The sequence below is a fragment of the Pseudoalteromonas sp. UG3-2 genome (assembly GCF_037120705.1).
Lineage (GTDB): Bacteria > Pseudomonadota > Gammaproteobacteria > Enterobacterales > Alteromonadaceae > Pseudoalteromonas.
On record NZ_JAWLJU010000002.1, the window covers coordinates 701,066 to 726,453 of the forward strand.

The window sequence follows — 25,388 nt, forward strand, 5'->3', positions numbered from 1 at the left end:
CTATGACTAAAATAAACACTATCTATTTACATAAAAATGTACTGGAATATCAGTGGCCAAAAAAAGCTATCGCTTTGCAACCTTTAATCTGCTCAATTTTGCCGAGCCGCCCTACTCGTTTTATCAGCTTCACGAGCGTTACAGCGAAGAACAATGGCAAACCAAAAGCCAGTTTATTAGCGGTATGATCCAGCACATCAACCCGGATATTATCGTTTTTCAAGAAGTCTTCACCCCAGACAGCTTGCAAATACTGTGCGAAGACTTGGGGCTAGTACACTTTGCCACCGTAGATAGCCCGACACCGGATCACATTTACCCTAACGTGTTATTTCAGCCGGTGGTGGCCATTGCTTCTAGGTATCCATTTCGCTCCTTTGCGCCCCTAGAGCCTTGCCCTGAGCTGCTGGAGTATTTAAATAACCAATATCAGTTTCGTTTTAATCGCACCCCAATTAAATGTAAATTCGACATCCCAGGGTTTGGGTTATTGGCGTGTTATGCGGTGCATTTCAAGTCTCAACGAGTGCACTCTATGGCGCATATGTTCGCAGAGAACAATCAAGACGACCCGTTACTGACGTTATTGCATGAAACCGTAGGCACCATGCAAACGCAAATTTCACGCTCGTTAGAAGCCTCGGTCATTTACTACGACGCCTTAAAAACACAGCGAGAAAAGCACGCCGCCACTTTGGTGATGGGAGATTTTAATGATGCCATAGACAGCCCAGCGCTGTCCTTTATGAATCGCTCCTTTCCCACTACCGTGAATGCCAATCAATTTGACAGCGTCGGCTTATTTGACAGTTTTCTTTACGCTGATAATACCTGTGAACGCAAACCGCCTACCCATTATTACCAAGGCAAAGGCAATGTTCTAGACTATATTCTGTGTTCCAAGGAGTTTAACCCCAATTGCCCTAATTCAGTGGTAAGCGGGTTGCGTTATTACAGTTTTGACAGTCACCTGGATCCTAAACGCGTCGATGAAGATATTTGCTATTCTGATCATGGCGCCATAGCAATAGAAATAACACTGTGAGATAATTCAATTTTTGCATCATTTGGACACCACAATGAAAACACTTGGAGTTGAAATTTCCGGCAGCGAAGCCTTGCTTTGCATGTTAACGAAAGAAGACGACGTTTTTGATATCAGAGATATTCGTCAGCGCCGCTTTACCCTAGCCAACCAAGGTGCTGAGCTTGAAGAAATGCGTAAATTCCAATTCGACGTAGCCAAGCTAGTTGAAGATTATGGCGTCGACTCAATAGCTATCCGTCAACGCCCTCATAAAGGGAAGTTTGCAGGCAGCGCAGCAGGCTTTAAGATGGAAGCGGCATTGCAACTGATCCCCAATATTGACGTGCAATTGCTTTCTGGTACCGAAGTAAAAGAGCAGTTAAAAAAGAACCCAATCCCGGTGGATTATGAAGACACTGGCTTGAAGAAGTTCCAAGAGCAAGCCTTTATCAATGCCTACGTGTATATTTTACGCAAAACCTACGGCAAAATTGAGTAAACAAAAGGCTCATCGCTAACCTCTAGATCGCGCGAGTTATGCCAGTATGATCGCGCGATGACTTATTCCTTTTTATGCCTGAAGCGCATAAGTGCCCATATGGCATCAATCAAAGCTCGCTAAGTTCATAATCACAATGATAAACTGCCAACATTGATGAATAAGTGACTACTGCAGCATGTATAAAGTTTTTGAGCGCTTTACCAACCCTTTCCCAAGCCAAGAAGCGGGACAACCTCCGCAAGGACTCCTGGCATTTTGTCGTTTTTATACCCAAGGCATGGGAATACCATTACTCGCCATGTCATTAATGGCCGCCGTGTTGGCGATATTAGAAGTCACCTTATTCGGCTTTATGGGCGATTTAGTTGACTGGCTGTCGGCGTACACCCCAGAGACGTTATTTGTGGCAAAGCGTGCCGAGCTTATTCATATGACACTCATCACTCTCGTCGCGCTGCCGTTATTAGTGCTGTTTCACAGCGCAGTATTACACCAAAGTTTATTGGGTAATTACCCCATGGCCATTCGTTGGCAAGCCCATCGCTACTTGCTAAAACAGTCGATGACGTTTTATCAGGACGAATTTGCCGGACGCATAGCCACTAAGGTGATGCAAACTGCCTTAGCAGTGCGAGAGTCGGTCATGAAGCTGCTCGACGTCTTGGTGTACATCATGGTTTACTTTACCGCCATGCTGGCCTTGGTCGCCAGTAGTGATATCCGCTTGATGATCCCCATGCTCGTTTGGCTGGCTTGTTACATTGGCTGCCAATTGTACTTTGTTCCAAAGTTAAAGCGCGTATCCAGCGCCCAAGCAGACGCGCGCTCAGAAATGACGGGTCGCATTGTCGACAGCTACACCAATATTTCTACGGTTAAGTTGTTTTCCTACACCAAACGAGAGGAAGACTACGCCAAAGACAGTATGGATGTCTTCATTCAACCGGTTTATAAACAAATGCGTCTCGCCACTGGCCTCAATGTCACCATTCAAGCACTGAATTATCTGTTGGTGTTTTCCGTTGCAGCCCTGTCACTGTATTTATGGTCGTTTAATGCCATCACCGCCGGCGCCATTGCCATCACGGTGAGTTTAGCACTGCGACTCAATGGTATGGCACAGTGGATCATGTGGGAAATTAGTGGCTTATTCGAAAACATTGGTACGGTTGCCGACGGCATGAATACCCTATCACAGCCCTTGGAAATTATTGATGACAAAGAGGCCAAGCCATTAGTATTCAAACAAGGTCAAATAGACTTTAGCCACACCACCTTTGCCTATAAACGCCAAGATGTCAGTAAACAACACAATGTCATCGACGATCTTAATTTAACCATAAAACCTGGAGAAAAAATTGGCGTGGTGGGCCGCTCTGGTGCCGGTAAATCCACTTTGGTTAATTTGTTATTGCGCTTTTACGACACCGACTCTGGCAGCATCGCCATTGATGGTCAAGATATCGCTAAGGTCAAGCAAGAAAGCCTAAGGCAGCATATTGCCATGGTGACTCAAGACACGTCGCTGTTGCACCGCAGTGTCCGTGACAATATTCTATACGGTCGTCCTGATGCCAGCGAAGACGAGCTTATAGCCGCCACCAAAGAAGCCCAAGCCTATGACTTTATTCAAGAGTTAGAAGACAGTCATGGCAACACCGGTTTTGATGCCCAGGTGGGTGAACGCGGCGTCAAGCTCTCTGGTGGTCAACGTCAGCGCATCGCGATTGCACGTGTATTGCTAAAAAATGCCCCGATATTGATTTTGGATGAAGCCACCTCTGCGCTCGACTCCGAAGTGGAGCAAGCCATTCAAGAAAGTCTCGATGCACTTATGGAAGGCAAAACGGTGATTGCCATCGCCCACCGCTTATCGACCATTGCGCAAATGGACAGGTTAATTGTCATGGATCAGGGCAAAATTGTGGAGCAAGGTAACCACCAAGCGCTACTAGCACAAGGTGGTATTTATGCCAAACTGTGGTCGCACCAAACCGGTGGCTTTATTGGAGTGGAGTAACGCCATTACAAAATAGCGCAACGGCCTTTTTGACCACTAGGTCGAGTTCGGCCTCAGGCATGGGGGCCTGCCATTTGATGGCACGCTCCCAATAGCCTAATTTTTTTAACGCGCCCCAAAAATAAGAGGCCGCAAAATCGGCATCGTAATGGCCTAAACAGCCGGCTCTGGCTGCATCGTCGAACCACTGGATCATCGCCGCTTCGCAGTGGCCAAATTTTTCGTTGAGGTTTTGCGCGCGTTCATAGCTGCGCATGGATTCAATCATCACAATGCGCGACAAGCGCATGTAATCTTCATCGTTAAGTAACGTCATGGCACTTTTCGCTAAGTGCTCAAGTTGTACTGAAAAGTCGTAATTAGGAATAAATTGAATGGCGGTAATGGGTTTGATCCGCTCGATTAACAGTTCAACTACGGCGTCGAATAATTCATCTTTGGTGGAGTAATGCTTATATAATGTGCGTTTAGACACCTCAGCAGATTGGCTGATCGACTCCATGGTTGTCGCTTGAAGGCCTTTTTGTGCGAACTCTTCTATTGCCGCGCACAAAATAGACTGCTGTTTCTGAGAAAGTTGCGTCATTGATTTATTACTATCTTTAAAATTTAAGCAAAAAGCGGCTTCGCTACACTATCTTTGACTTCCTTGACTGCTTTTACATTCGAAACTGCTGTATAAAGTCGGCAATCATACCGAGATTTGTCGTCAATGCTAAGTAAAATCGCCTTCTATGTCATTGTAATCAAACTTACCCTTAATAAAAAGTATACACCAGTGTTTACTTTATTCGGATAAATGTACACGGAAGCGTTTACCTTTTACGTTACAAAGTATACACTAGCGTTTACTTGTTAATTTGTCGAGCTGAACCACCGAATAAGTGATTAAATATTATACTTCTCGGTGACTAGGCATTAGACTTTTACTTTGGTGTGGTAAAAGTGACAACAGAATTAATAACTCCACTGTATTGCATCCAGTATGGGGTGAAATTGACAATAACAAGGCAGTTCTTTGGCCATCACAGGTTAAAGTAGCAATAACGATCATATAGGAATTGGAGTATTCATGTATCCAGCATTAATACGCAGTCGTGTAAAACAATTATCTTTTTTACTCCTTGCGCTGGGCACTCTTAGTGCATGCTCAGAAGCACCAAAATCAGGCCAAGGTGGCGGTATGCCACCAGCCCAAGTGAGTGTGCAAGAGGTTAGCCAACAATCAGTCCCCTTCGATATCGAATTACCGGCAACCCTTGCCGGTGACAAAGAGGTCGAGATCCGCGCTCGAGTCGCAGGCATTATTGAGTCTCGTAATTTTGAAGAAGGTCAGTTTATTAAAGCTGGACATTCTTTATTTACCATTGAATTAGAGCCTTTTAAGCTGGCGGTAGAAAAAGCCGAAGCGGAACTGCAAGCAGCCGAGGCCAATGTCGCGCAAACGCGCCGCGAAAGCAAACGACTGGAAAGGTTAAAAAATGAGCGCTCAGTATCAAAACGCGACTTTGACAACTCAGTGTCGGCCTATGAAATTGCGCAAGCCAACCTAGAGTCGGCCAGAGTGGCATTAAAAGAAGCGCAATTAAACCTCGAATACGCTCAGGTAAAAGCGCCAGTGTCGGGCATTATGGGCAGAGAGTTGATGTCAGAAGGCAGTTATGTTTCTGGCCCTAGTGTGCTGCTGACTGAGCTGACCGATACCAGTACCATTCGTGCTCGTTTTGGTTTTTCCGAGCGTGAACAATTGGCCATGCGCAAAGACGTTGAAGCTGGGACCTTGAGCTTACCTGAAAATAATGAGTTCGATACCACGGTTATTTTGCAAGACGGTTCCGTTTATGGCCAAGTAGGCAAAGTCAACTTCAGTGACGTCCGTGTTAACCGCCACACCGGCACCAGCGAATTGCAAGCGCGCATTGACAACCCAGATGGAGAGCTGCGTCCTGGGCAATTTGTTCGAGTTCGCCTCTCTGGTGCGGTGAGAAACAATGCCATCGTGGTGCCGCAAAAAGCAGTACTAGACAATGGCACAGGTAAATTCGTTTATATCGCAACACAAAACGAAAAAGGTGTCACTGTCGCTTTGCCAGCACCGGTGAAAGTGGGTGAATGGGTTAAGCTTAACGGTGAGAACATGTGGGTGATCAGCTCTGGACTAAAACCAGGGCAACCTGTAATTGTTGAAGGCATGGCGCGTATTTTCTTCCCCGGCATGCCGGTTAACGTGAGCGAACAAGGAGCGTAATCGGATGTTCTCTCGCTATTTTATTAATCGACCCATATTCGCGTTTGTTATTTCAATCGTGATTGTACTGGCAGGCCTTGCGGCCATGCGCAGTTTGCCCGTGGCGCAGTACCCTGAAATTGCTCCTCCCCAAGTAGAAGTACGTGCAGTTTACCCGGGCGCCTCGGCCGATGTACTAGAACAAACGGTCGCGACTCCCATCGAGAACGCCATTACCGGTGTTGAAGGCATGATGTATATGACTTCCACCAGTACCAATTCGGGCGTTACTACCATTGCCGTGACGTTTGAAATTGGCACCGATGTCGATCAGGCAGCGGTGGATGTCAATAACCGCGTCAAGCAAGTGGAAGCCAGGTTACCAGAAGAAACTCGCCGCCAAGGCGTGGTAGTACAAAAAACCTCATCAAACTTCTTGCAAGTGCATGCCTTTTATTCTCCAGATGGCAGTCGCAGCAGTCTTTGGACGTCGAACTACATCACCATGAATATTCTCGACCGCGTTAAGCGTATTCCTGGTACCACCAATGTGCAAATCTTTGGTGCCAAAGACTATGCCATGCGAATTTGGCTGCGTCCTGACATCATGAGCCAATTATCGGTCACGGCTGATGAAGTGGCCGGCGCCATTCGTGAGCAAAACTCACAGTATGCTGCAGGCAGTATTGGTGCTACACCAACAGCGCAAGATGAACAATCCTTGGTATACAGTATGACGGCAAAAGGTCGCTTATCCACTGCCGAAGAATTTGAAAATATCATTATTCGTGCTAACCCAGATGGTTCCACCTTACGCTTAAAAGACGTAGCTCGAGTGGAGCTTGGTTCTAAAGACTACAACTTCCAAGGTACGCTTAACGGCAAAGAAGCGGTATTGCTTGGGGTCTTTTTGCAACCTGGTGCCAATGCGCTGGATGTGGCGACTGCAGTAGAGGCAGAAATTGAAGCAATTAAGCCACAATTTCCCACTGGTCTTTCACACGTAAACTCTTACGACACCACGCGCTTTGTGGAAGTCTCAATTCGTGAGGTGTTAATCACCTTAGGTGAGGCCATGGTGTTGGTATTCTTAGTGGTGTACTTGTTTTTACAAAACTGGCGCGCCACCTTGATCCCCACTTTGGCGGTGCCAGTATCCTTGCTGGGCACGTTTGCCGGCATGTACATGCTGGGCTACTCCATCAACACCTTAACCTTATTCGGCATGGTGTTGTCCATTGGTATTGTCGTCGATGATGCCATCGTGGTGCTGGAAAACGTTGAGCGGATCATGCACGAACAAGGGCTACAAGCGCGTGAAGCGGCAATTAAAGCTATGCAAGAGGTCAGCGGCCCTGTGGTCGCCATCGTGCTGGTATTGTGCTCGGTGTTTGTCCCCATTGCCTTTTTAGGGGGCTTAACCGGCGAGTTGTTCCGTCAATTTGCCATTACCATTTCGATTTCGGTGAGTTTGTCTGGTGTGGTTGCCCTAACCATGACGCCAGCTCTGTGTGTGATGTTGTTAAAGCATGAGCACAAGCAAACCGCGAAATTCTTTTTGTGGTTTAACGATTGGTTCCACCGTGTCACTAACCGCTACGTTGGTACAGTAAGCTTTATGGTACGCCGTGGCTTTATTGGTCTCACCTTAATGATTGCCATGATCAGTGCAACCGCCATGCTATGGCAAAAAACCCCAAGTTCATTAGTACCGGATGAAGATCAGGGCTACTACATGATTGCGGTATTTTTACCGGATGGCTCATCATTGGAACGCACCGCAGAGGTAGCAGATAAGGTGATCGCAGCGGCAAAGTCGAACCCGGCGAATGAAAACGTGGTGTCGTTTACCGGCATGGACTTTATTGGCGGCGGCTTTAAAAATAATGCAGCAACCATGTTCGTCACCCAAACCCATTGGGATGAGCGTGATGTCGAAGCCAAAGATTTGGTCAACGAGCTGTTTATGAAGACCGCGGGGATCAATGAAGCCTTAGTGTTGGCCTTCAACCCACCGCCTATTTTTGGTCTTGGCACCACCGGTGGCTTCGAAGTGTTCTTGCAAAATAAAGGCAGTACCGATCCTGAAAAGCTCAAACAAGGCATGCAGCTATTAACCGCTGAAGCGCAAAAAAGCCCTGTGTTAGCCAGCTTACAAACCCTTTGGCGACCGGATGCTCCGCAGTTAAAAGTGAATATGGATCGTGAGCAGGCACGCGCTATGGGGGTTAATATTAACTCTGCGTTTAATGCCTTAGCCGCGAATTTAGGCAACTATTACGTCAATGACTTTAATAAATTTGGTCGTGCTTGGCAGGTGATCATGTCTGCCGAGGCCGAATTTAGAATGACCCCAGAAGACGTTGGCCGTATCTATGTTAAAAATAATCGCGGTGAAATGGTTCCAATTTCTGCCTTTACTGACATTGAATACAGTCGTGGCCCAGAAACCATGAATCGTTACAATAACTTGTCAGCGGTTAAACTAATGGGTGAAGCGGCGCCAGGATACAGTTCAGGTCAGGCGATTGCCGAGTTTGAGCGCATTGCCGCAGAGGTATTGCCACCGGATATGACCTACGAGTGGACCGGCTCGGCGTATCAAGAAAAGCAAAATACTGGCACTACAGGCATTGCTCTTGGCATGGCGGTGATCATGGTATTCTTAATCCTAGCGGCCCTTTATGAACGCTGGTCATTGCCATTGTCGGTGATGCTAGCCCTGCCGTTTGGTACTTTTGGTGCATTGGTGTCGATTTGGATTGCCGGATTAACCAACGATGTGTACTTCCAAATTGGTTTGGTGACGTTACTGGGTCTTGCCAGTAAAAATGCCATCTTAATTGTGGAATATGCACTGATGAAATATCAGCAGGGCTGGAGCCCAGCAACGGCAGCATTGGAAGCGGCACGATTACGATTTAGACCGATTATTATGACTTCACTGGCGTTTATCCTCGGTGTTGTGCCCCTGGTGCTTAGTTCTGGTGCTGGTGCTGGAGCAAGACACAGTGTCGGTACTGGGGTCATGGGTGGCATGCTATCAGCCACGTTCCTGGCGGTGTTCTTTTTGCCGTTGTTCTTCTATTGGTTAATGGCAAGACGAGTGTCAGAAAAGCGCAGTAAACAAGCGCTACGTGATGAAATTGCCAAGCATCATAAAGAGGAACACGTCGAAACCGATGAAGGCCTCGCCTAACTCTAGCAAAGAAAAAGCCCGCAATTGCGGGCTTTTAACTAACTGCTCTATCAAAAAGACAGTTAGACTGTATTAGCTGTTATGTTGCAGCACAATCCGATAGCGCGCTTTACCTTCGCGCAAATGATCCAATGCCTGATTAATCTCGGTAAAATCGAACAGCTCAATTTGCGGTGCAATGTTATGCTGCGCAGCAAACTCCAGCATTTGCGCTATGGTTGCTGGGCTTCCCACCGGCGAAGCCGAGACACTGCGTTGCCCTAGCAATAAGCCGAATAAGCTCAAATCCAATGGCTCTAACGTGGCACCAACAAAGTGTAAACGGCCCTTAGGTTTTAGGGTATTAATATAAGCATTCCAGTCCAGCTTGACGTTCACCGTGGAAATAATAAAGTCAAACTGCCCTGCCGCTTGCTCAAGCTCGGATTCTGAACGCGAGTTAATAATATGATGGGCGCCAAATGACTTGGCTTCTTCAGCTTTACTTTCACTGGAGGTGAATGCCGTCACTTCACAGCCCCACGCGTTTAAAAACTGCAGCGCCAAGTGCCCTAAACCACCGATCCCTATGACAGCCACTTTGTCAGTAGGCTTAACATCAAATTGCACCAAAGGGTTAAACACGGTAATGCCACCGCAAAACAGCGGACCTGCGGTTTTTAAATCAAGTTGCTCTGGTAACGCCACAACGCTTTTGGCATTGGCTCTGACCTTATCAGCAAAACCACCGTGGTGACCAATAATAGTGCCTTGTGCATCGCCACAGAGGTTTTCATCACCGCTGTCGCAGCTAGGACAATGACCACAATAATCGCTGTGCCAACCGAGACCGACTTTTTGCCCAACGCTGAGGCCTTGCACTTGCTCGCCAACTTGGGTTACACGGCCAATGACCTCATGTCCCGCCACCAGCGGGTATTCACTCATGCCCCACTCGTTGTCGATCATGGATAGGTCGGAGTGGCAAATACCACAGTATTCCACAGCAATTTCGACGTCTTGTGCAGCAAGCTCTCCCGGTTCATACGAATAAGGCTCTAATTTACCGCCTGCTTGTTGTGCAGCATAGGCATTAATGCTCATAGTATTTCCTTCCTTTCTTTTTAGTTTCGACCACGTAAAAGTCGATGTGACTAGTCTGATACGATAACAAAGTCAGATTGATCAACGCCAACGTAAATTGTTGTCTCATCGCAATACGCATTACATGAGTATAGCCATTAGTCTTAATTCTGGGTTTTTCATCCCGCTTCTCTTGATCTTGTCGACAATTAAGTTATCACTGTAGTAACAAGGGTTAAATAACAACAAGCCGTTCAGCCACAGCAAGGATTAGATATGAACTCAAACAACATCAACTTAGAAACCAATAATCGCAATAAAAGCTATTTCAAGGGCAGTCAGGCCAGTGTACTTTCGTCTCAGACCATAGGTGCGTATCTTGAAGATATTGTCGACAATTATCCGGAGCGTGACGCCATTGTCGTCTGCCATCAAGAGGTGCGTTTAAGTTACCGCCAATACCTTGCCAAGATTAATCAGCTTGCTGCTAGCATGCTCGCCGTTGGGATCCGCCCAGGGGATCGCATTGGCATTTGGTCACCTAATAACATCGAATGGAGCCTGGTGCAGTTCGCTAGTGCTAAAATCGGCGCCATTATGGTCTGCATTAACCCCGCCTATCGCCCGAGCGAATTGGAATTTGTGTTAAACAACGTTGACTGCAAAATGTTAGTGATGGCGAAATCGTTTAAACAGAGTCATTATGTAGACATGATACGAGAGCTGGCACCTGAGTCGTATCATTGTCTGTTTGGCGAGTTGCAGGCTAAACGTTTACCAGCGCTGAAGCAGTTAGTGTTAATCGACTCTGAGCCCGAACCCGGCTTTATGAATTTCACCACATTAATTAACCAAGCCACGGACGCTCACTACTTGGAAATGGATGCCATCGCCAGCAATCTAACCGCCGATCAAGCCATCAATATCCAATTTACTTCAGGCACCACAGGCAACCCGAAGGGCGCCACCCTAACTCACCGTAACATTTTGAACAATGGCCTGTTAGTGGCCAATGCTATGCAACTCACAGAGCAAGATAGGTTGTGTATTCCGGTGCCGCTGTATCACTGTTTTGGTATGGTGTTGGGTAACTTAGTGTGTATTAGTAAAGGCGCGTGTGCCGTGTTCCCAGACAGTAGCTTTGAGCCACTGCAAACCCTTAAAGTGGTTGAGCAGGAACGTTGTACGGCTCTGCATGGTGTGCCGACGATGTTTATAGCCCAATTAGAACAGCCTGAGTTTAACAAGTTTGATCTATCTAGCTTACGGACTGGGGTGATGGCTGGTGCTACTTGCCCAGAAAAATTAATGCGCCAAGTTCAGACAGACATGCACATGACAGATGTGCTGATCGGCTACGGTCAAACCGAATGCAGCCCCATCAATAACATCACTGAAATCGACTCTTCCATCGCTAAGCGAACTCAGACGGTGGGTCGGGCAATGCCACACACCGAGGTAAAAATCATTGATGAACTCGGTCATATTGCGCCCATCGGCACACCTGGTGAGGTTTGTGCGCGGGGCTACTGTGTCATGCAAGGGTATTGGCAGGACCAAGAAAAAACCGCTGCCACCATCGATAATGACGGCTGGCTGCATTCTGGCGATCTGGGTGTAATGGACCAAGAAGGCTATGTCAGTATTGTTGGTCGCATTAAAGACATGATCATTCGCGGCGGTGAAAACATTTACCCGAAAGAAATTGAAGAAGTCTTGTATCACCACCATGACATTTTAGATGCTGCGGTATTTGGCATCAAAGATGACAAGTATGGCGAAGAGGTATGCGCTTGGGTGCAATTAAAACCCGGCCACTACATCGATGAAAGTGACATCAGAGACTACCTAAAAGATAAACTGGCCTATTTTAAAGTGCCCAAACACATCAAGCTGGTTGATGCATATCCCATGACCGTCACTGGTAAGCTGCAAAAGTTTAAGATGCGTGAACAAATGGAAGATGAACTGGCTGCTATGAAAGAGTCACTTTAACTGCTCGCTGAGCTGATAGCTGCTAGTTTGGCTATAGCACAGCGAATGGAGATTAAAATCAGCAAAAAGAGTGAGTGAACTATTCAGAACATTCACTCTTCGCGCTCAGAGGGCCGCTCCAGCAGTTCTAGTTTTGCCAGCTGCTTTTCAAGCTTATCTACTTTTGTCATGGCTATTAGGCCAAATGTGAAGCCAATTAGCCCCATGCTCATGCCCATAATAGCAAATATAAAAGCGATGTTTTCCACTGACAAACTCCTTTTGAGAACTAAAAAATTAAAACACAAGACTGTTTTTGTTACGTTACCACTAGTATCTAGCAGTACCGCGGCCGAATGAACCTCTATGGTAACAGTATCAAGCCATTAATCATTCATTACAATGTCCGGCTTTACTATTTAGACGTATCTAAGCTTTCTTTATTCTAAGCAGGCTCACAAAGTGGCAAGTCAAATTGCACCATTAGCCCACCCTTTTCACGGTTACAGAGTTTTAATTGGCCTCCGTGGGCTACCGCCACCTCGTTGCAAATACTTAACCCAATGCCAGTGCCGCTGGGTTTAGTGGAGAAAAAAGGTAACACCGCATTGGCCAGCTTTTGTTCTTCCATGCCTTCTCCGCGGTCGACAATGGCGACAATTAAGCGCTGGTAATCAATCAGTAATTTAACCCCTATGTCTGCGGCGTTGGAGCCTGACTCATGGGCGTTTTTTAACACATTAATCAATACCTGCTCAATTTGCACCGGATCAAAATAAGCATGCTCACAGGGGATGTCGGCCAGCAGCTGAAATGGATAGAGCTGCTCTACGGAGCGTAAAATGGGGGCCAGGGCTTGTTTTGATATGCTTGGCGCTGGTAAGCGCGCAAATTCACTGTATTTGGCGACAAACTCCGATAGATTTTCGGTGCGGCGATTAATGGTTTCGAGCATCTCGGGCAACAACTTAATCAACTCAGGGTTTTGCGAGGTACTGCTTTTTTCTACAATGGTGTTGGCTGAGTTGGTTAATGACGAAATGGGCGCAAGGGAGTTATTTAGTTCATGGCTAATTAAACGAATGGCGTTTTTCCACAAATTCAGCTCTTGACGACTCATTTCATTGGATAGGTTCTGACACATCAGTAATACATGAGGCTGGTGATTGAGCACGATGTGCTGGCGTGAAAAATGAAAGCTTTGTTTTTCTTCATTGAGTTGAAAGGTGACAAATCCAGACTCTTGCTGCAATAACGTCGCCTGCAGCTTAGCATCAGCACACGCAATGGCCTGATGCAACACGAGACCATTAAGAGGTTGCTGGGTATTCAGCAGTGACGCGGCTTTGTTATTGGCGTAAACAATTTGCTCAAATTGATTTAGCAAAATAATCGACACCGGAGACACTTGTAAAATGGTGTCGAGTAATAGCTCACGCTGACTGCTGGCATGGCGCTGTTTCTTTAAGGTTGATGACAGCTTGTTGTATTCGGCGATCAGCTCACTCATTTCGATGCTTTCTAAATGGGTGATTTGCACCGAGAAATCTTCGTCTTTAAAGCTGCGAATACCGTCACGCAAACAATCAATCAGTTGCTGATGGCGGCGAAAAAAGTAAGCACTGCTAAATAGTCCCACCAACAGGCTCAACAATAAGCCTATTATAAGGGCTAAATGCAGTGGCCATGCCAAGGCGGTAAAAGCCAGTACGCAGAGGGTTAACACCAGCAGTGCCAAACAGAGACAAATAAAAACCGCCGCTTGCAGTGAGATCATCATTTTAAACCAAACTTTTCCATGCGCCGATATAAAGCTTGGCGACTAAGCCCAAGCTGCCTTGCCGCTTTACTGACAACGCCATCGGCATTGGCCAATGCCGCCTCGATATCCGCTTGCGTGTATTCTAGCTGTTGGCTATGTTGCTGTTCAGGCAATGCCAAGTGCTCGCAATCGATTTCACTTTGGTTGCAAAGAAGCGCAGCGCGACCAATGATGTTTTGTAATTCACGAACGTTCCCGGGCCAGCTATAACGTTTTAATTGCTTCATGGCGGCGTCGCTGATCGATTTTCCTTTTGCCAAAAAGTGTTCTACCAATACAGGGATGTCTTCTTTGCGCTCACTTAACGGCGGGAGCTTTAATTCAACCATGTTAAGGCGGTAATATAAATCTTCACGAAATGCACCGCTGTTTATCGCCTGAACTAAGTCAGTGTTGGTGGCGCTAATGACTCGCACATTGACTTTGGTGGTGCGGGTACTGCCAACTCGCTCAAACTCACCACTTTGTAATACTCGCAACAACTTTTGTTGCCCTGCCAATGACAAATTACCAATTTCATCTAAAAATAACGTACCGCCGTCAGCCGCCTCAAAACGTCCGGCTCGAGCTTTTTGTGCGCCGGTATAGGCACCAGACTCAACACCAAACAGCTCCGCTTCAATTAACTCAGCCGGAATGGCACCGGCATTGACTTTGATAAAGGGCTTATCTCGATAGCTGCTATTAGCCTGTACGATTTCAGCGATTTTTTCTTTACCTGCGCCGTTGGGACCGGTGATCAGAATGGGCGCATCGGAGTCAGCGACTTGAGTGGCCATCTCCAATAAACTTAACATCGCCGAGTCGGCAACCACCACTGAGCACAAATCAAAGTGCTGTTGTAAGTGTTGTAATCGTGATTGGCGCTGTGCTGACACTTGGTTGACTTGCTCTTGTAGCTCACGCATTTCTACTAGGTTTTTTACTGAAGTGACCAGCTTATGATCTTTCCAGGGCTTAGCTAAATAGTCAGCCGCGCCCTCTTTTATCAACTCCACAGCCATTTCAAGATTGGCCCACGCCGTTAATAAGATTATTGGTAAGTCAGGTTCGATATCCCGAATTGCTCGAAATAACGCTTTGCCCTCTTCGCCACTGGTGGTGTCGCGGGTAAAGTTCATGTCTTGGATCACCAGATCAAACTGCTTAGAGCGCAGTTTATCCAACCCTAGCTGCGGCGCTGTTACCCCTTCACAGGGAATATCGTTCAATAACAGTAAGACCTTAATGGCTTGGATCACATCGGGGTTATCATCTATAACCAATACACTCATGAAGTAACGATTCCTTGAACGTTCGCCAGCCCACTTAGGCTGGCATTATTATTATTTTTTAGCTCGCTTTGGTTACTTGCGCCGGCGATACTTTGGCTGCCTCTCGAGCAGGTAAGTACACAGCTAGCGTACTAATTAACCAAGTAAAGAGTGCCACTGCCACTAATAATGGCAATTCAACCACACTTTGTACACGAACAGTATTCATTAAGAAATAATACAGTAAAATTGCCAACGCGAACCCTAACACTAAGCCAATAAAGACTAAAATGGTATTCTCTTTTATTAATGTCGTCATCACCATCGACCGTGATGCCCCTAATGCCCGTAAGACTCCATGATCTTTTTTACGTAAATTAACCGAAAAGTTCACTAAAGCAATTATCCCCATCGCGGTCACGATACAAGCGATCAAACTGATACCGCTCATGGTGAAGGCAAATGTGCTGCGACCATCCCAAAGGCGCTTTTTAGCCCGAGCGGCGTATTCTACCCGCTGCACCATTCTGCCAGGAGTGTGATACAACGCGGTCTCGACTTGTTGTAATACGCTTTCAGGAACGCCTTCAGCGACCCGTACAAGGTAATTAAGCTTTTGTCGGTTACCCCAGAGTACTTCAGGTACTATGCCAGAGTGATATTGTTGCTGTGAGTAAGTGGCACTCTCGCCAAGCATTTTACCTTGATACACACCAATCACCCGGTGTGCAATGCGTTGTCGCGAAACATAAACGGTTTGCCCTAAAGCTGAGTCATCGCCGAACAAGGCTTCGCTGAGTTCTTCACTGATCATAATCACCCCAGCGTTGTTACTCTGATGGTTGCCTTTAATGTATTCACTAGGATAAAAACGTCGCCCTGCAATGACCTTTAATCCCAAGACATCAATGCCCTTTTCATCTAGGCCAAAATACCCAAACACACGGTAATCGGTTTCTGGCTGAGTATCTTTAAACATGGTCCAACCAGGGCCTTGGCTGTCTAATACCAGTTCATGGCTGGCGTAACTTGCCGCCGTTACCCCAGGCACCGCTTCCATGGCCCGAATGTCTTGCTCGATTAAAGAAGCTATTTCGATGTTATTATCAAACACCCGTGTAGTGACATTTAATATTTGCTGTTCTTCCAGTTTGGAAGGAATTAACCAGTTTTGTAATGTCGCATAACTGATAAAGGCGGTATTACTGACAATCATCACCGTGATAGCCACTTGCAGAATAATCAGTAGCGAAATGCCTTTTTGTTGCAATAGTAGTTTTAAAATGTGTTTAATCGCCATGATTACCCCCTAAGTTGTGAAGCTGGAGAGATGCGGCTACTGCGATATACCGGATAAAAAGCCGATAACGCCACTGCGGCAAAAATACCAAGTGTAGTTATCAGCGCCAGCTGACCATCAAACTGATAGATTTGCCTAACTTGCTCAGCCAAGGCCATATAATCTGACTGGTACATGCGCAAATGGAACATAAGCTCTAGCCCGGCGAATGCAAAGACAAAACCCACCACTACCGCGACGCTGGTTAATATGGAAATTTCTAAAAAATGGATTTTCATGATCATCGCGCGATTGGCTCCAAGGGCGCGATACAGCGCGGTGAGCTTGCGATTGGCTTGAAATTTAGCCAGTAGGATCCCGATGGTATTCACCAAGCAAATGGCAAACAGCAAATACGAGAAAGTAAGGTAAATTGCTTCCCACGCCATATAGCGCTGGATCATAATATACAGCTCAGACATGCTTAACATGGTGATCAGGTTGCTGTGCTCAAAACGGCCCAGTTCCTGCTCTTTGGCGATATAATTACGCAGCCAGTCGATGGTGCTGGCTTTTTGCGCAGCGATTTGATCAGGTTGATATTGTAACCATGCCACTAAATAACCACATTCAGCATTGTTTAGTGCTGCAGCGTCACCCCGTCTTGGGTTAACATCGGAATACAATTGTGCGGTTTTACAGGTGACTAACTGCGTTCTGTCGTAGTTCTGTTGTAACGCAAAGGACAAAGGCACAAAGGCATCGTGATTGTAATTGTTGCTAAAGGTAAGATCTTGAAAGCGGCGTTTATAGCGAGTCAAATCGACCACCCCAACCACTTGCAGTTGCTCGCCTTTCACCTGCACAAACTGACCCACCGAGTTTTCGCCTGCAAATAATTGATCGTTTGCATTTTTACTCAGCACCACCACAGCACTGGCGCTTTGCTCGAGCTCCGGCGTCCAAGATTGGCCATAAATAAAAGGCGCATCCAAAATCGCAAACAGCTGATGGTCGGTTGCCGCCGCTTCGACACTGATCGGCCTGACCGAATTATCTTCCAGTCCAACAATAAACTCGGTAGTATAATTCAGCGACAGCTGCTCATAGGGTAACTCCGCTTGCTTTAACGCCATAGCGTCTTTATAGGTCAGCCTTGGGTACTGGTTAAAATCGGCAACGTCTTGGTCTTGGTTATAAAAATTTAACCCCACGGTGTATAGACGCTCGCCTTTATAACCAATGACTTCGCTGCTACTTTGTTTCACAATCGCCGACATGGTCAACATCAAGGTGATCCCCACAGCCAGATTAATGATCATTAATACGCTTAGTTTTGGTTTTTGCTTAAACCCTTGCCAAGCCAATAAAAACAGTTCCTTCATGGCCTTCTCCTACACTGCCAGCTCGGTTAGCTGAGATTTGGTGATATCGCTCAGCTCGCCGTCGAGAATTTGTATATTGCGACCAGCGCGACTAGCTAACTCATTATCATGGGTCACCATAATCAAAGTCGTGCCTGAGCGGTTAACCTCTTGCAGTAAGTCCATGACCTGCCTTGCCATCAAACTATCGAGATTACCTGTGGGCTCATCCGCTAATAAAAACCGTGGTTTGCCTGCCAATGCTCTGGCAATGGCAACTCGCTGCTGCTGACCGCCACTGAGCTGAGCCGGAAAGTGTGCCATGCGACTGGCAAGGCCCACTAGCTCTAGTGCTTCAGTGATCCGCTTTTTGCGCTCAGCCGCTTTAATACCACGGAATATCAGTGGTACTTCCACGTTGTCATACAAAGACAGATCGGCGATAAGATTAAAGCCCTGAAAAATGAAGCCAATTTTTTCATTTCGTAATTGTGATAAATGTTTGTCATTGAGCTTTGCCACGTCTTGGCCATCTAACAGATATTCGCCTTGTTCAAAACGCTCCAGTAGCCCTGCAATATTCAAAAATGTGGTTTTACCTGAACCCGATGGCCCGGTAATGGCAATAAACTCACCTTCGTCAATACTCAGGTTGACCTCGTTTAGTGCGTGGGTTTCCAGTAACTCGGTACGATAGATTTTGCTAAGATTATTCATTTTTAACATCTGTGATTCCTTGATTCTTATATTATTTCGATAACAATACGGTGGATTTGTTGTTAAATGGCGCAAGACTTGAGATCACGATTTCCTGCCCGGCTTCTAGACCCGACAGCACCTCAACCTCTGAAATACTTTTTACGCCCAGTTTGATGTCTGTTTGTTTCGCTTGATCACCGGTAATGGTGTAGGTGTAGCGACCTGCACCGGTTTCCACGAATGCCCCGCGGCGCACTTTTAAAACCGCCGCTTTGTGTGACAACACTATCCGAGTGGAGACCTTTTGGTTTTGTCGCAATCCTTGTGGTTGCTCTGTAAAGCGCACTCTGGCACTGACTCTGCCGGCTTCCACTTCTGGTGAAATGGCGACTAATTTTGCCGGATATTGATATTGATTAATAAACACTTCAGCAGCCATGCCCACGGCTAAGTTTTCTGCATACAGCTCCGGGATCTGGGCTTCGACCTCCAGCTCCGTGAGATCCACCAGGGATAATAACGCCGCATCGCGCTGGACAAATTGCTTTTGCTGCACATGGACGGTGCCGACAATGCCCGACAATGGAGAGGTGATGGTTAAGGCATCCACCTGACGCTGAACGTCTTGTAAAATGTGTTGTTGTCTTGCTAGGCTCAGCTCACTGCTTTTTAGTTCAAAGGATAAACGCTCTTGTTCCAGTTTTAACGATTCAATCGCATGCTGCTCTTTGAGCTCAGCCCGCTTTAAGTCCACCATAGACTGTTCAAGCTCCAGCTTTGAAATGATCTGTTTGCTAATGCTTTGTTTTGCTCGCGCCATTTCCCGCTGTGCGGCTTCTAGTTCCACTTTCGCCATTTCCATGCGTTGTTTGGTATCTAGCAACTGCTGCTTGATGGCAATGCGTTGACGCTCGACCTCAGTGTGTAAACGCTCAAAGGTTGCCTGCTCTTGCAGTAATTGGTTAGTCAGCTCTGGGCTGTCAATCGTTAACAGTGGCTGTCCAGCTTGTATTTCATCGCCTGGTTGCACTTGTAAGGTCACCGTGCCGGCGGCAATGGCGTAGAGATCGGGGTTATTGGCCGCTAATGTGCGACCCTCAACACGAATGTCTTCGCTGATATCACCTTTCACCACAGTGGCAGTGCGAACTTGACTACGAGACACAGCTTGTTCAGCACTCAAAATACGGTCAATACTAGGCCAAGCGCTACCCACTCCTGTAGCCGTTATGGCGATCACTGCTACTAGCAACAGTGGCTTTTTAAAGCTGCGTTTTCGTGCTAGTTGTTTGTCTTGTGCACTGGTGTCTTTGATCATCTTCCCTCCCGGCGGACAACACACTGTCCGCATTAATTCATAGGTACTAATATCAAAGACTGTGCCAAACTTTACATGATTGTTTTTCTTGGATTTTTTGTTAGATTTAACTTTAGTGAGGATTACTTGGACGGACAGCGGACAGTTCGCGGACAGCAGAGAACGAACAGTACCAGGGCTGCGATAAGCAACACGCTTCAGAGCATGCCTATTCAAACAAAGGGCTAACGGCGGGCATGGTGTTATAAAAAGCGGGGAAATTACCCACTGCGACGAAACATCGTGCTGCCAGCAGTGGGTAGGATATGTTAAAGCGTCCGCTTAACTCAAGACGCAGCGCTCACTTCTGTGCGTTGCCATAGTTGCTGGATTTCATCAATAATAGCTGGGTCGTCGATGGTTGATGGCACCACTATTTTTTCACCATCCACCAACTGGCGAAGGTTTTTCCTGAGGATCTTACCGGAGCGGGTTTTCGGTAAACGCTCTACCACCTTAATGGTTTTTAAACAGGCAATGGCGCCGATTTTTTCGCGGATCAATAAGCGGATCTGTTCGGCGATGTCAGCCTCGCTGGCGCTGCTACCATCTTTGAGTACCACCATGGCAATAGGCACTTGTCCTTTCAGTTCATCTTTCCCTGCAAATACGGCACATTCTGCAATGTCAGTGTGCGCCGCGACAATTTCTTCCATCTCACCGGTGGATAAACGGTGACCTGCGACATTAATGACATCGTCGGTGCGACCCATAATAAAGAGGTAACCATCATCATCTAGATAGCCGCCGTCGCCAGATAAGTAATAGCCAGGATATTGATTTAAATAGCTGCCTCTAAAACGTTCAGTGTTATTCCAAATAGTGGTTAAACAGCCAGGAGGCAGTGGCAGTTTAATCGCCACTACGCCTTGTTCATTGGCTTGGCACGGAGTGCCATCAACATCCAATATTGCGACTTGATAGCCGGGGGTGGGTACAGTGGCGCTCCCCGCTTTGGTAGGCAACAGCTCAATGCCCACTGGGTTACTGGCTATCGCCCAGCCGGTTTCGGTTTGCCACCAGTGGTCAATCACCGGCAAGGCGGTTTTGCTTTGTAACCATTCATAGGTGGCCGGATCGAGGCGCTCACCGGCTAAAAATAGGGTTTGCAGACTACTGGTATCATACTTTGCCAGTAATTTTGCCTCTGGATCTTCTTTTTTGATGGCTCGGAACGCTGTTGGGGCAGTAAATAATGCTTTGACTTGGTACTCTTCCACCACCCGCCAAAATGCTCCCGCATCTGGGGTTTTAATTGGCTTGCCTTCGTAAAGTATCGTAGTACAACCAAAAATAAGCGGGCCGTAGACAATATAAGAGTGACCAACCACCCAGCCAATGTCAGAAGCTGCCCAAAACACTTCACCAGGCTTCATACCATATACACTGTCCATGCTGTAGTTCAGTGCCACGGCATGACCACCTTGCTCACGCACTACCCCTTTGGGTGTGCCGGTGGTGCCAGAGGTGTATAGAATATAAAGTGGGTGGTTACTGGAAAGCGGAATGGCATCTATCCCCTCTGGCTGCTCACTGACGCTAAACCAGTCAAGATCACGACCCGGAGTCATTTGCGCTTCACACGCCTCGCGTTGCAATAGGATGCAGTTTTGAACATCATGGGATGCCAGTGTTAACGCTTCATCAAGCAGTGGCTTGTAAGCAATGACACGGCCAATCTCAATGCCACAAGAAGCACTGATCACTACCTTTGGCTTGGCATCGTCAATACGCACGGCCAGTTCATGAGGCGCGAAGCCACCAAACACCACCGAATGAATGGCCCCCACTCGAGCACACGCGAGCATCGCCACTACGGCTTCTGGCACCATTGGCATGTAAATCACCACGCGGTCGCCTGGTACCACACCCAACCTCTGTAACCCTGCTGCAAAGCGGCTTACCTTGTCTAACAGTTCACCATAGCTAATTTTGCTCTTAGTGCTGCTCACCGGTGAATCGTAGATCAAGGCGGTTTGCTCACCTCGCCCTTGCTGGACATGATAATCCAATGCTAAATAGCTGGTGTTCATGGTGCCGTCGCTAAACCAGTGGCTTAGGCCATCTTGATCTTGGCTATGGCCCTGAGTTGGTGCGTTGTGCCAATCAAGCTTTGCCGCTTGCTGCAGCCAAAATGCTTCTGGGTCTTGTTGAAATTGTTGATATGCCTGTTGATAGGTCGTTGTTGTCATAATGGTTACCCAAGCTGTTCCTGAATATCCATTAAAGATAGTTAACTTTGGCCGCTAAGTAGACTCGACTTTAGTCGGCCATGACTGATGTAGATCAAAGTCTGGGTTAAAACCCAGCGCCATTACTTTTGTTCGCTTTCCAGCTTAAGTAATAAAGCCTTGATATCGTCTTTGGCAGCCGTGATGTGCTGCTGTAAAAAGCGACAAGCCTCTTCGACGTTTTTTTCTCGGCAAAGCTTTAGTAAAGTTCGATGCTCCTCTGGGGCTGTGGTTATGCCACCTGCAAGAAGGATATGCATACGCACATAGCGTTCCGAATTTTTGCCATACATTTCCACCAGTTCACGGGTTTGCGGACGTTCGGCTTTGCTATAAAGCTTGTTGTGAAATTCGGCGTTGAGCTTGCCAGTGGCCAGCTGAGTGTCTCCCGCTGCCATGGCTTCTTCCAAGTCAGCTAAAATGGCTTCGGCTTCCAGCAAGTCTCTGGCAGTTAAATGGTTTATGGAGTGGCGCAGTAATTCCGCCTCTAATAAGGCGCGTAAGTCAAAAATTTCATCAATTTGCTCGGCGCTGAGACCAGTAACAGTGGCACCTTTGTGCGCTTCAAAATTGACTAAGCCTTCTGCTTCTAGTTGCAATAAGGCCTCGCGCACGGGAATGCGACTGACATTTAACTCCCCAGCCAGTGCTGCTTGCCTTAACGGCTCACCTGCCTTGATCTCTCCCAGTAGGATTTTTTCACGAATTGCTTCTGCAACCAGTTGCGTTCGAGTTTTATGTACAATCGCCATAGTATTTCGTAGTTATTGTTTTATCTCGTCATTATATACGTAACTGGCAGAAAATTGCATGTTTGTGAGATAAAGAAAAAGCCCGGAGCAGAACTTCGGGCTTGGCTTTGCTTAACTCTGTATACAAATTGGCCGCACAAAGCGACGTAAGGCCTCGAGACCGACCGAGGTACTGCGGACATCGGTGGAGGCTGGAAATGGCCCGCCATGATTCATGGTGGCGCAGACCTCAACGCCTGTGGGCATTTGACCATAAATAAGCCGCCCCACGCGATATTGCAATGCCTCTATTAGCGCATCCGCTTGTTGCAGATCGGCTGCTGTGCCGTGAACACTGGCGGTAAGTTGACCGTCTAATTGCGCAACCATTTCCTCCAGTTGAGCTATATCCTCGTAGCCAACCACCAGCGCCGCGGGGCCGAAGATTTCCTGCTGTAACGGTTCGTTGCTGATAAAATCCGTAATATCGCAATAGTAAACTTGTGCTGCGGCGTGAAACGATTCGGCCTTTGTAGCCACTTGCAAGCACTCGACTTCAGGCTGAGTTTGAAGCTCTGCCACGCTTTGCTCAAACGCTTTCAAGACCCCAGGGGTCAGCAGGGTGTCGGAAGCCGAGCCGGCGACTTGAGTTTTCACCGCAGCAATAAACTCTGCACTGGCGACTTTGGGAACAAACCAAAGACCTGGACTGGTGCAAAATTGGCCATTACCCATTAACATGGATTGCACCAATTGCTCAGCCACTTGTGCGCCCTCCTCGACTGCCTTGTGCGGCAACAGCAACTGTGGATTAGTGCTGCCCAGCTCGCCATAAAAAGGAATGGGTTCTGCACGAGTGGCAATCGTCTGTTGCAATGCGTTTGCAACGCTAAACGACCCGGTAAAGCCGACCGCTTTAATCGCCGGAGCTTTCACCAACCAGTGAGCTACATCATAGGTTTTGGCTTGTAGCATGGAAAAAACCCCCGCCGGCATGTCGCATTTGACCACAGCAGCGGCGATTGCTCGAGTCATTAACTCACACGTGGCTGGATGTGCTGGGTGTCCCTTATATACTACTGGGCAACCGGCTGCCAATGCCGCTGCAGTATCGCCACCTAATGTGGAAAAGGCATAAGGAAAGTTCGAGGCGCCAAACACTGCTACTACGCCTACCGGTAAGTGTTTTAATTGGGTTTTGGGCTTAGGTATGGGTTGTCGCTGAGGCTCTGCGGCTTGGCTTTTTTCTAACTGCAGCTCGGCTAACTCATCGCGTAATGCCGTAGCAAACGCCTTTAACTGATTCACCGTGCGCCCCCGCTCACCTTCTAAGCGCTGACGTGGCAAATTGGTTTCAACCATGGTAGTGGTAATAAGCTCATCGCCCAGTGCTAACACCTCCTCAGCGATGGTTTCTAAAAACTCAGCACGCTTTATCAGTGGTAGCTTGCGATACTGGACAAAAGCCTGCTCAGCCGCCGTCACTGCTTGGTTTACTTGCTGCTCAGAGGCATTATGAAATAGCACCTCAAGTGGTTGGTTTTTAGCTGGGTTAAAGGCCTGAAACGTGTCAGTTTGCGTTGCGGCTTGCCATTGGCCTGCGATGTAGCTTGTTGCTGTTAAATTCATGCTTCGCTCCTACAATACTTGAAACCCGAAGGCATACGGGTCTTCGTCGTCAATGGTGATACAATTACTGCCTGTTTTTCTTGCCCACCCTTGAATACTGGGCAATATCGCCACTTTTCCTGCCACCTCAGTGCAGCCCTCAATTTTGCCGATGAACTGGCTCGCGATAATGCTTTCATGGATAAAGGTATCGCCTTGTTTTAACTGCCCTTTGGCAAATAACTGTGCCATACGAGCACTGGTGCCGGTGCCACATGGGGAACGGTCGAGGGCTTTGTCGCCATAAAATACCGCGTTAGCGGCATGGCTATTTTGTTGTTTCGGTTGTCCTGTCCATAACACATGCGAAGCGCCGCATACGGTGGGATCTTCGGGGTGAACTGGGTTTATCTGGGCATTGACCGCTTCACGAACCTTAGGGCTCCAGGCCAATAATTGTGCGGCCGTTGAACACTCAACCCCAGCAAATGCGCTTTGTGGTTCAACAATAATATAAAAGTTGCCACCATAAGCGATATCAACGATTAGCTCACCCAGTCCTTCAACGATGACAGGCACTTTTTCATGGGCTAAAAAGGCTGGCACATTGTACAGTTTCACCCATGTGACCTTTGCCCCGTCCATTTCATAATAGGCATTTACTCTACCGGCCGGGGTATCAAGCTTAAGTAGCCCGGGCTGACTGGCTCTGATCAGGCCATTTTCCAAGCCAAAGGTCACCGTTCCTATGGTGCCGTGCCCACACATAGGCAAACACCCTGAGGTTTCGATAAATAAAATGGCCGCGTCACCATCTGTGGTGGTCGGTGGATATAAAAAGGCACCCGACATCATGTCATGGCCTCTAGGCTCAAACATCAAGCCACGGCGGATCCAATCATACTCACGGACAAAATGCTGACGTTTTTCACTCATGTTATCACCCACAAGTTTAGGGTGCCCGCTGGTGACTAAGCGCACAGGGTTACCGCAGGTGTGGCCATCAATACAATAATAGGTGCCTAAAATCATG

At 47.4% G+C, this 25,388-nt stretch carries 19 protein-coding genes; 6 read left to right on the top strand and 13 right to left on the bottom strand.

Annotated elements, in window-relative coordinates; genetic code table 11:
• The first annotated feature begins 52 nt into the window (after positions 1 to 52).
• The 3 genes from R3P39_RS06465 (at position 53) to R3P39_RS06475 (ending at position 3,549) form a co-directional block, all read left to right on the top strand.
• Positions 53 to 1,045, top strand: coding sequence for an endonuclease/exonuclease/phosphatase family protein (locus R3P39_RS06465; protein WP_336566415.1), 993 nt, complete (start codon positions 53 to 55; stop codon positions 1,043 to 1,045).
• A gap of 34 nt (positions 1,046 to 1,079) precedes the next feature.
• Entirely contained in the window at positions 1,080 to 1,526 is a 447-nt protein-coding gene (locus R3P39_RS06470) for a DUF3010 family protein (protein WP_336566416.1), read from the top strand.
• Between the two features lie 178 nt (positions 1,527 to 1,704).
• Positions 1,705 to 3,549, top strand: a complete 1,845-nt coding sequence (locus R3P39_RS06475; RefSeq protein ID WP_336566417.1) for an ABC transporter ATP-binding protein — start codon at positions 1,705 to 1,707, stop codon at positions 3,547 to 3,549.
• On the opposite strand, the gene R3P39_RS06480 is transcribed toward R3P39_RS06475, so the two are convergent.
• The gene (locus R3P39_RS06480; protein ID WP_336566418.1) at positions 3,533 to 4,135 is read right to left on the bottom strand and encodes a TetR/AcrR family transcriptional regulator; all 603 of its coding nucleotides are present in this window, start codon (positions 4,133 to 4,135) and stop codon (positions 3,533 to 3,535) included. The two genes, R3P39_RS06475 and R3P39_RS06480, sit on opposite strands and share 17 nt — an antisense overlap.
• Positions 4,136 to 4,621: 486 nt before the next feature.
• Here R3P39_RS06480 and R3P39_RS06485 point away from each other — a divergent pair, with 486 nt between their 5' ends.
• Both R3P39_RS06485 and R3P39_RS06490 read left to right on the top strand, forming a co-directional pair.
• Positions 4,622 to 5,797, top strand: coding sequence for an efflux RND transporter periplasmic adaptor subunit (locus R3P39_RS06485; RefSeq protein ID WP_336566420.1), 1,176 nt, complete (start codon positions 4,622 to 4,624; stop codon positions 5,795 to 5,797).
• Between the two features lie 4 nt (positions 5,798 to 5,801).
• Positions 5,802 to 8,975, top strand: coding sequence for an efflux RND transporter permease subunit (locus R3P39_RS06490; protein WP_336566421.1), 3,174 nt, complete (start codon positions 5,802 to 5,804; stop codon positions 8,973 to 8,975).
• A gap of 72 nt (positions 8,976 to 9,047) precedes the next feature.
• On the opposite strand, the gene ahr is transcribed toward R3P39_RS06490, so the two are convergent.
• Positions 9,048 to 10,058 (bottom strand): NADPH-dependent aldehyde reductase Ahr, encoded by a 1,011-nt coding sequence (ahr, locus tag R3P39_RS06495; RefSeq protein ID WP_336566422.1) that lies wholly within the window; start codon positions 10,056 to 10,058, stop codon positions 9,048 to 9,050.
• Positions 10,059 to 10,313: 255 nt separating this feature from the next.
• Between ahr and R3P39_RS06500 the strand changes: the two genes are divergently transcribed.
• Positions 10,314 to 12,032, top strand: coding sequence for an AMP-binding protein (locus R3P39_RS06500; RefSeq protein WP_336566423.1), 1,719 nt, complete (start codon positions 10,314 to 10,316; stop codon positions 12,030 to 12,032).
• Between the two features lie 92 nt (positions 12,033 to 12,124).
• On the opposite strand, the gene R3P39_RS06505 is transcribed toward R3P39_RS06500, so the two are convergent.
• The 11 genes from R3P39_RS06505 to R3P39_RS06555 all read right to left on the bottom strand — a co-directional run bounded on the left by R3P39_RS06505 (position 12,125) and on the right by R3P39_RS06555 (position 25,387).
• A complete protein-coding gene (locus R3P39_RS06505; RefSeq protein WP_336566425.1) occupies positions 12,125 to 12,280 on the bottom strand; it encodes a hypothetical protein in 156 nt (51 codons plus the stop codon).
• A gap of 176 nt (positions 12,281 to 12,456) precedes the next feature.
• On the bottom strand, positions 12,457 to 13,791 hold the full coding sequence (locus R3P39_RS06510; RefSeq protein WP_336566426.1) for a sensor histidine kinase: 1,335 nt from the start codon (positions 13,789 to 13,791) through the stop codon (positions 12,457 to 12,459).
• Complete coding sequence (locus tag R3P39_RS06515; protein ID WP_336566427.1) at positions 13,788 to 15,107, bottom strand: sigma-54-dependent transcriptional regulator; 1,320 nt, start codon at positions 15,105 to 15,107, stop codon at positions 13,788 to 13,790. The genes R3P39_RS06510 and R3P39_RS06515 overlap by 4 nt, the downstream gene beginning before the upstream one ends.
• A 58-nt stretch (positions 15,108 to 15,165) precedes the next feature.
• Positions 15,166 to 16,386 (bottom strand): ABC transporter permease, encoded by a 1,221-nt coding sequence (locus R3P39_RS06520; RefSeq protein WP_336566428.1) that lies wholly within the window; start codon positions 16,384 to 16,386, stop codon positions 15,166 to 15,168.
• Between the two features lie 2 nt (positions 16,387 to 16,388).
• Entirely contained in the window at positions 16,389 to 17,750 is a 1,362-nt protein-coding gene (locus tag R3P39_RS06525; RefSeq protein WP_336566429.1) for an ABC transporter permease, read from the bottom strand.
• Positions 17,751 to 17,759: 9 nt separating this feature from the next.
• Positions 17,760 to 18,455, bottom strand: coding sequence for an ABC transporter ATP-binding protein (locus R3P39_RS06530; protein ID WP_336566430.1), 696 nt, complete (start codon positions 18,453 to 18,455; stop codon positions 17,760 to 17,762).
• A gap of 22 nt (positions 18,456 to 18,477) precedes the next feature.
• On the bottom strand, positions 18,478 to 19,746 hold the full coding sequence (locus R3P39_RS06535) for an efflux RND transporter periplasmic adaptor subunit (protein WP_336566431.1): 1,269 nt from the start codon (positions 19,744 to 19,746) through the stop codon (positions 18,478 to 18,480).
• Between the two features lie 326 nt (positions 19,747 to 20,072).
• Positions 20,073 to 21,977 (bottom strand): acetate--CoA ligase, encoded by a 1,905-nt coding sequence (locus R3P39_RS06540; protein WP_336566433.1) that lies wholly within the window; start codon positions 21,975 to 21,977, stop codon positions 20,073 to 20,075.
• 122 nt (positions 21,978 to 22,099) lie between these two features.
• Positions 22,100 to 22,768: a GntR family transcriptional regulator gene (locus tag R3P39_RS06545; protein ID WP_336566434.1), complete on the bottom strand. Its 669-nt coding sequence runs from the start codon at positions 22,766 to 22,768 to the stop codon at positions 22,100 to 22,102.
• Positions 22,769 to 22,879: 111 nt separating this feature from the next.
• Positions 22,880 to 24,376, bottom strand: coding sequence for an aldehyde dehydrogenase (NADP(+)) (locus tag R3P39_RS06550; RefSeq protein WP_336566436.1), 1,497 nt, complete (start codon positions 24,374 to 24,376; stop codon positions 22,880 to 22,882).
• 9 nt (positions 24,377 to 24,385) lie between these two features.
• Complete coding sequence (locus R3P39_RS06555; RefSeq protein WP_336569255.1) at positions 24,386 to 25,387, bottom strand: 4-hydroxyproline epimerase; 1,002 nt, start codon at positions 25,385 to 25,387, stop codon at positions 24,386 to 24,388.
• Between the last annotated feature and the right edge of the window lies 1 nt (position 25,388).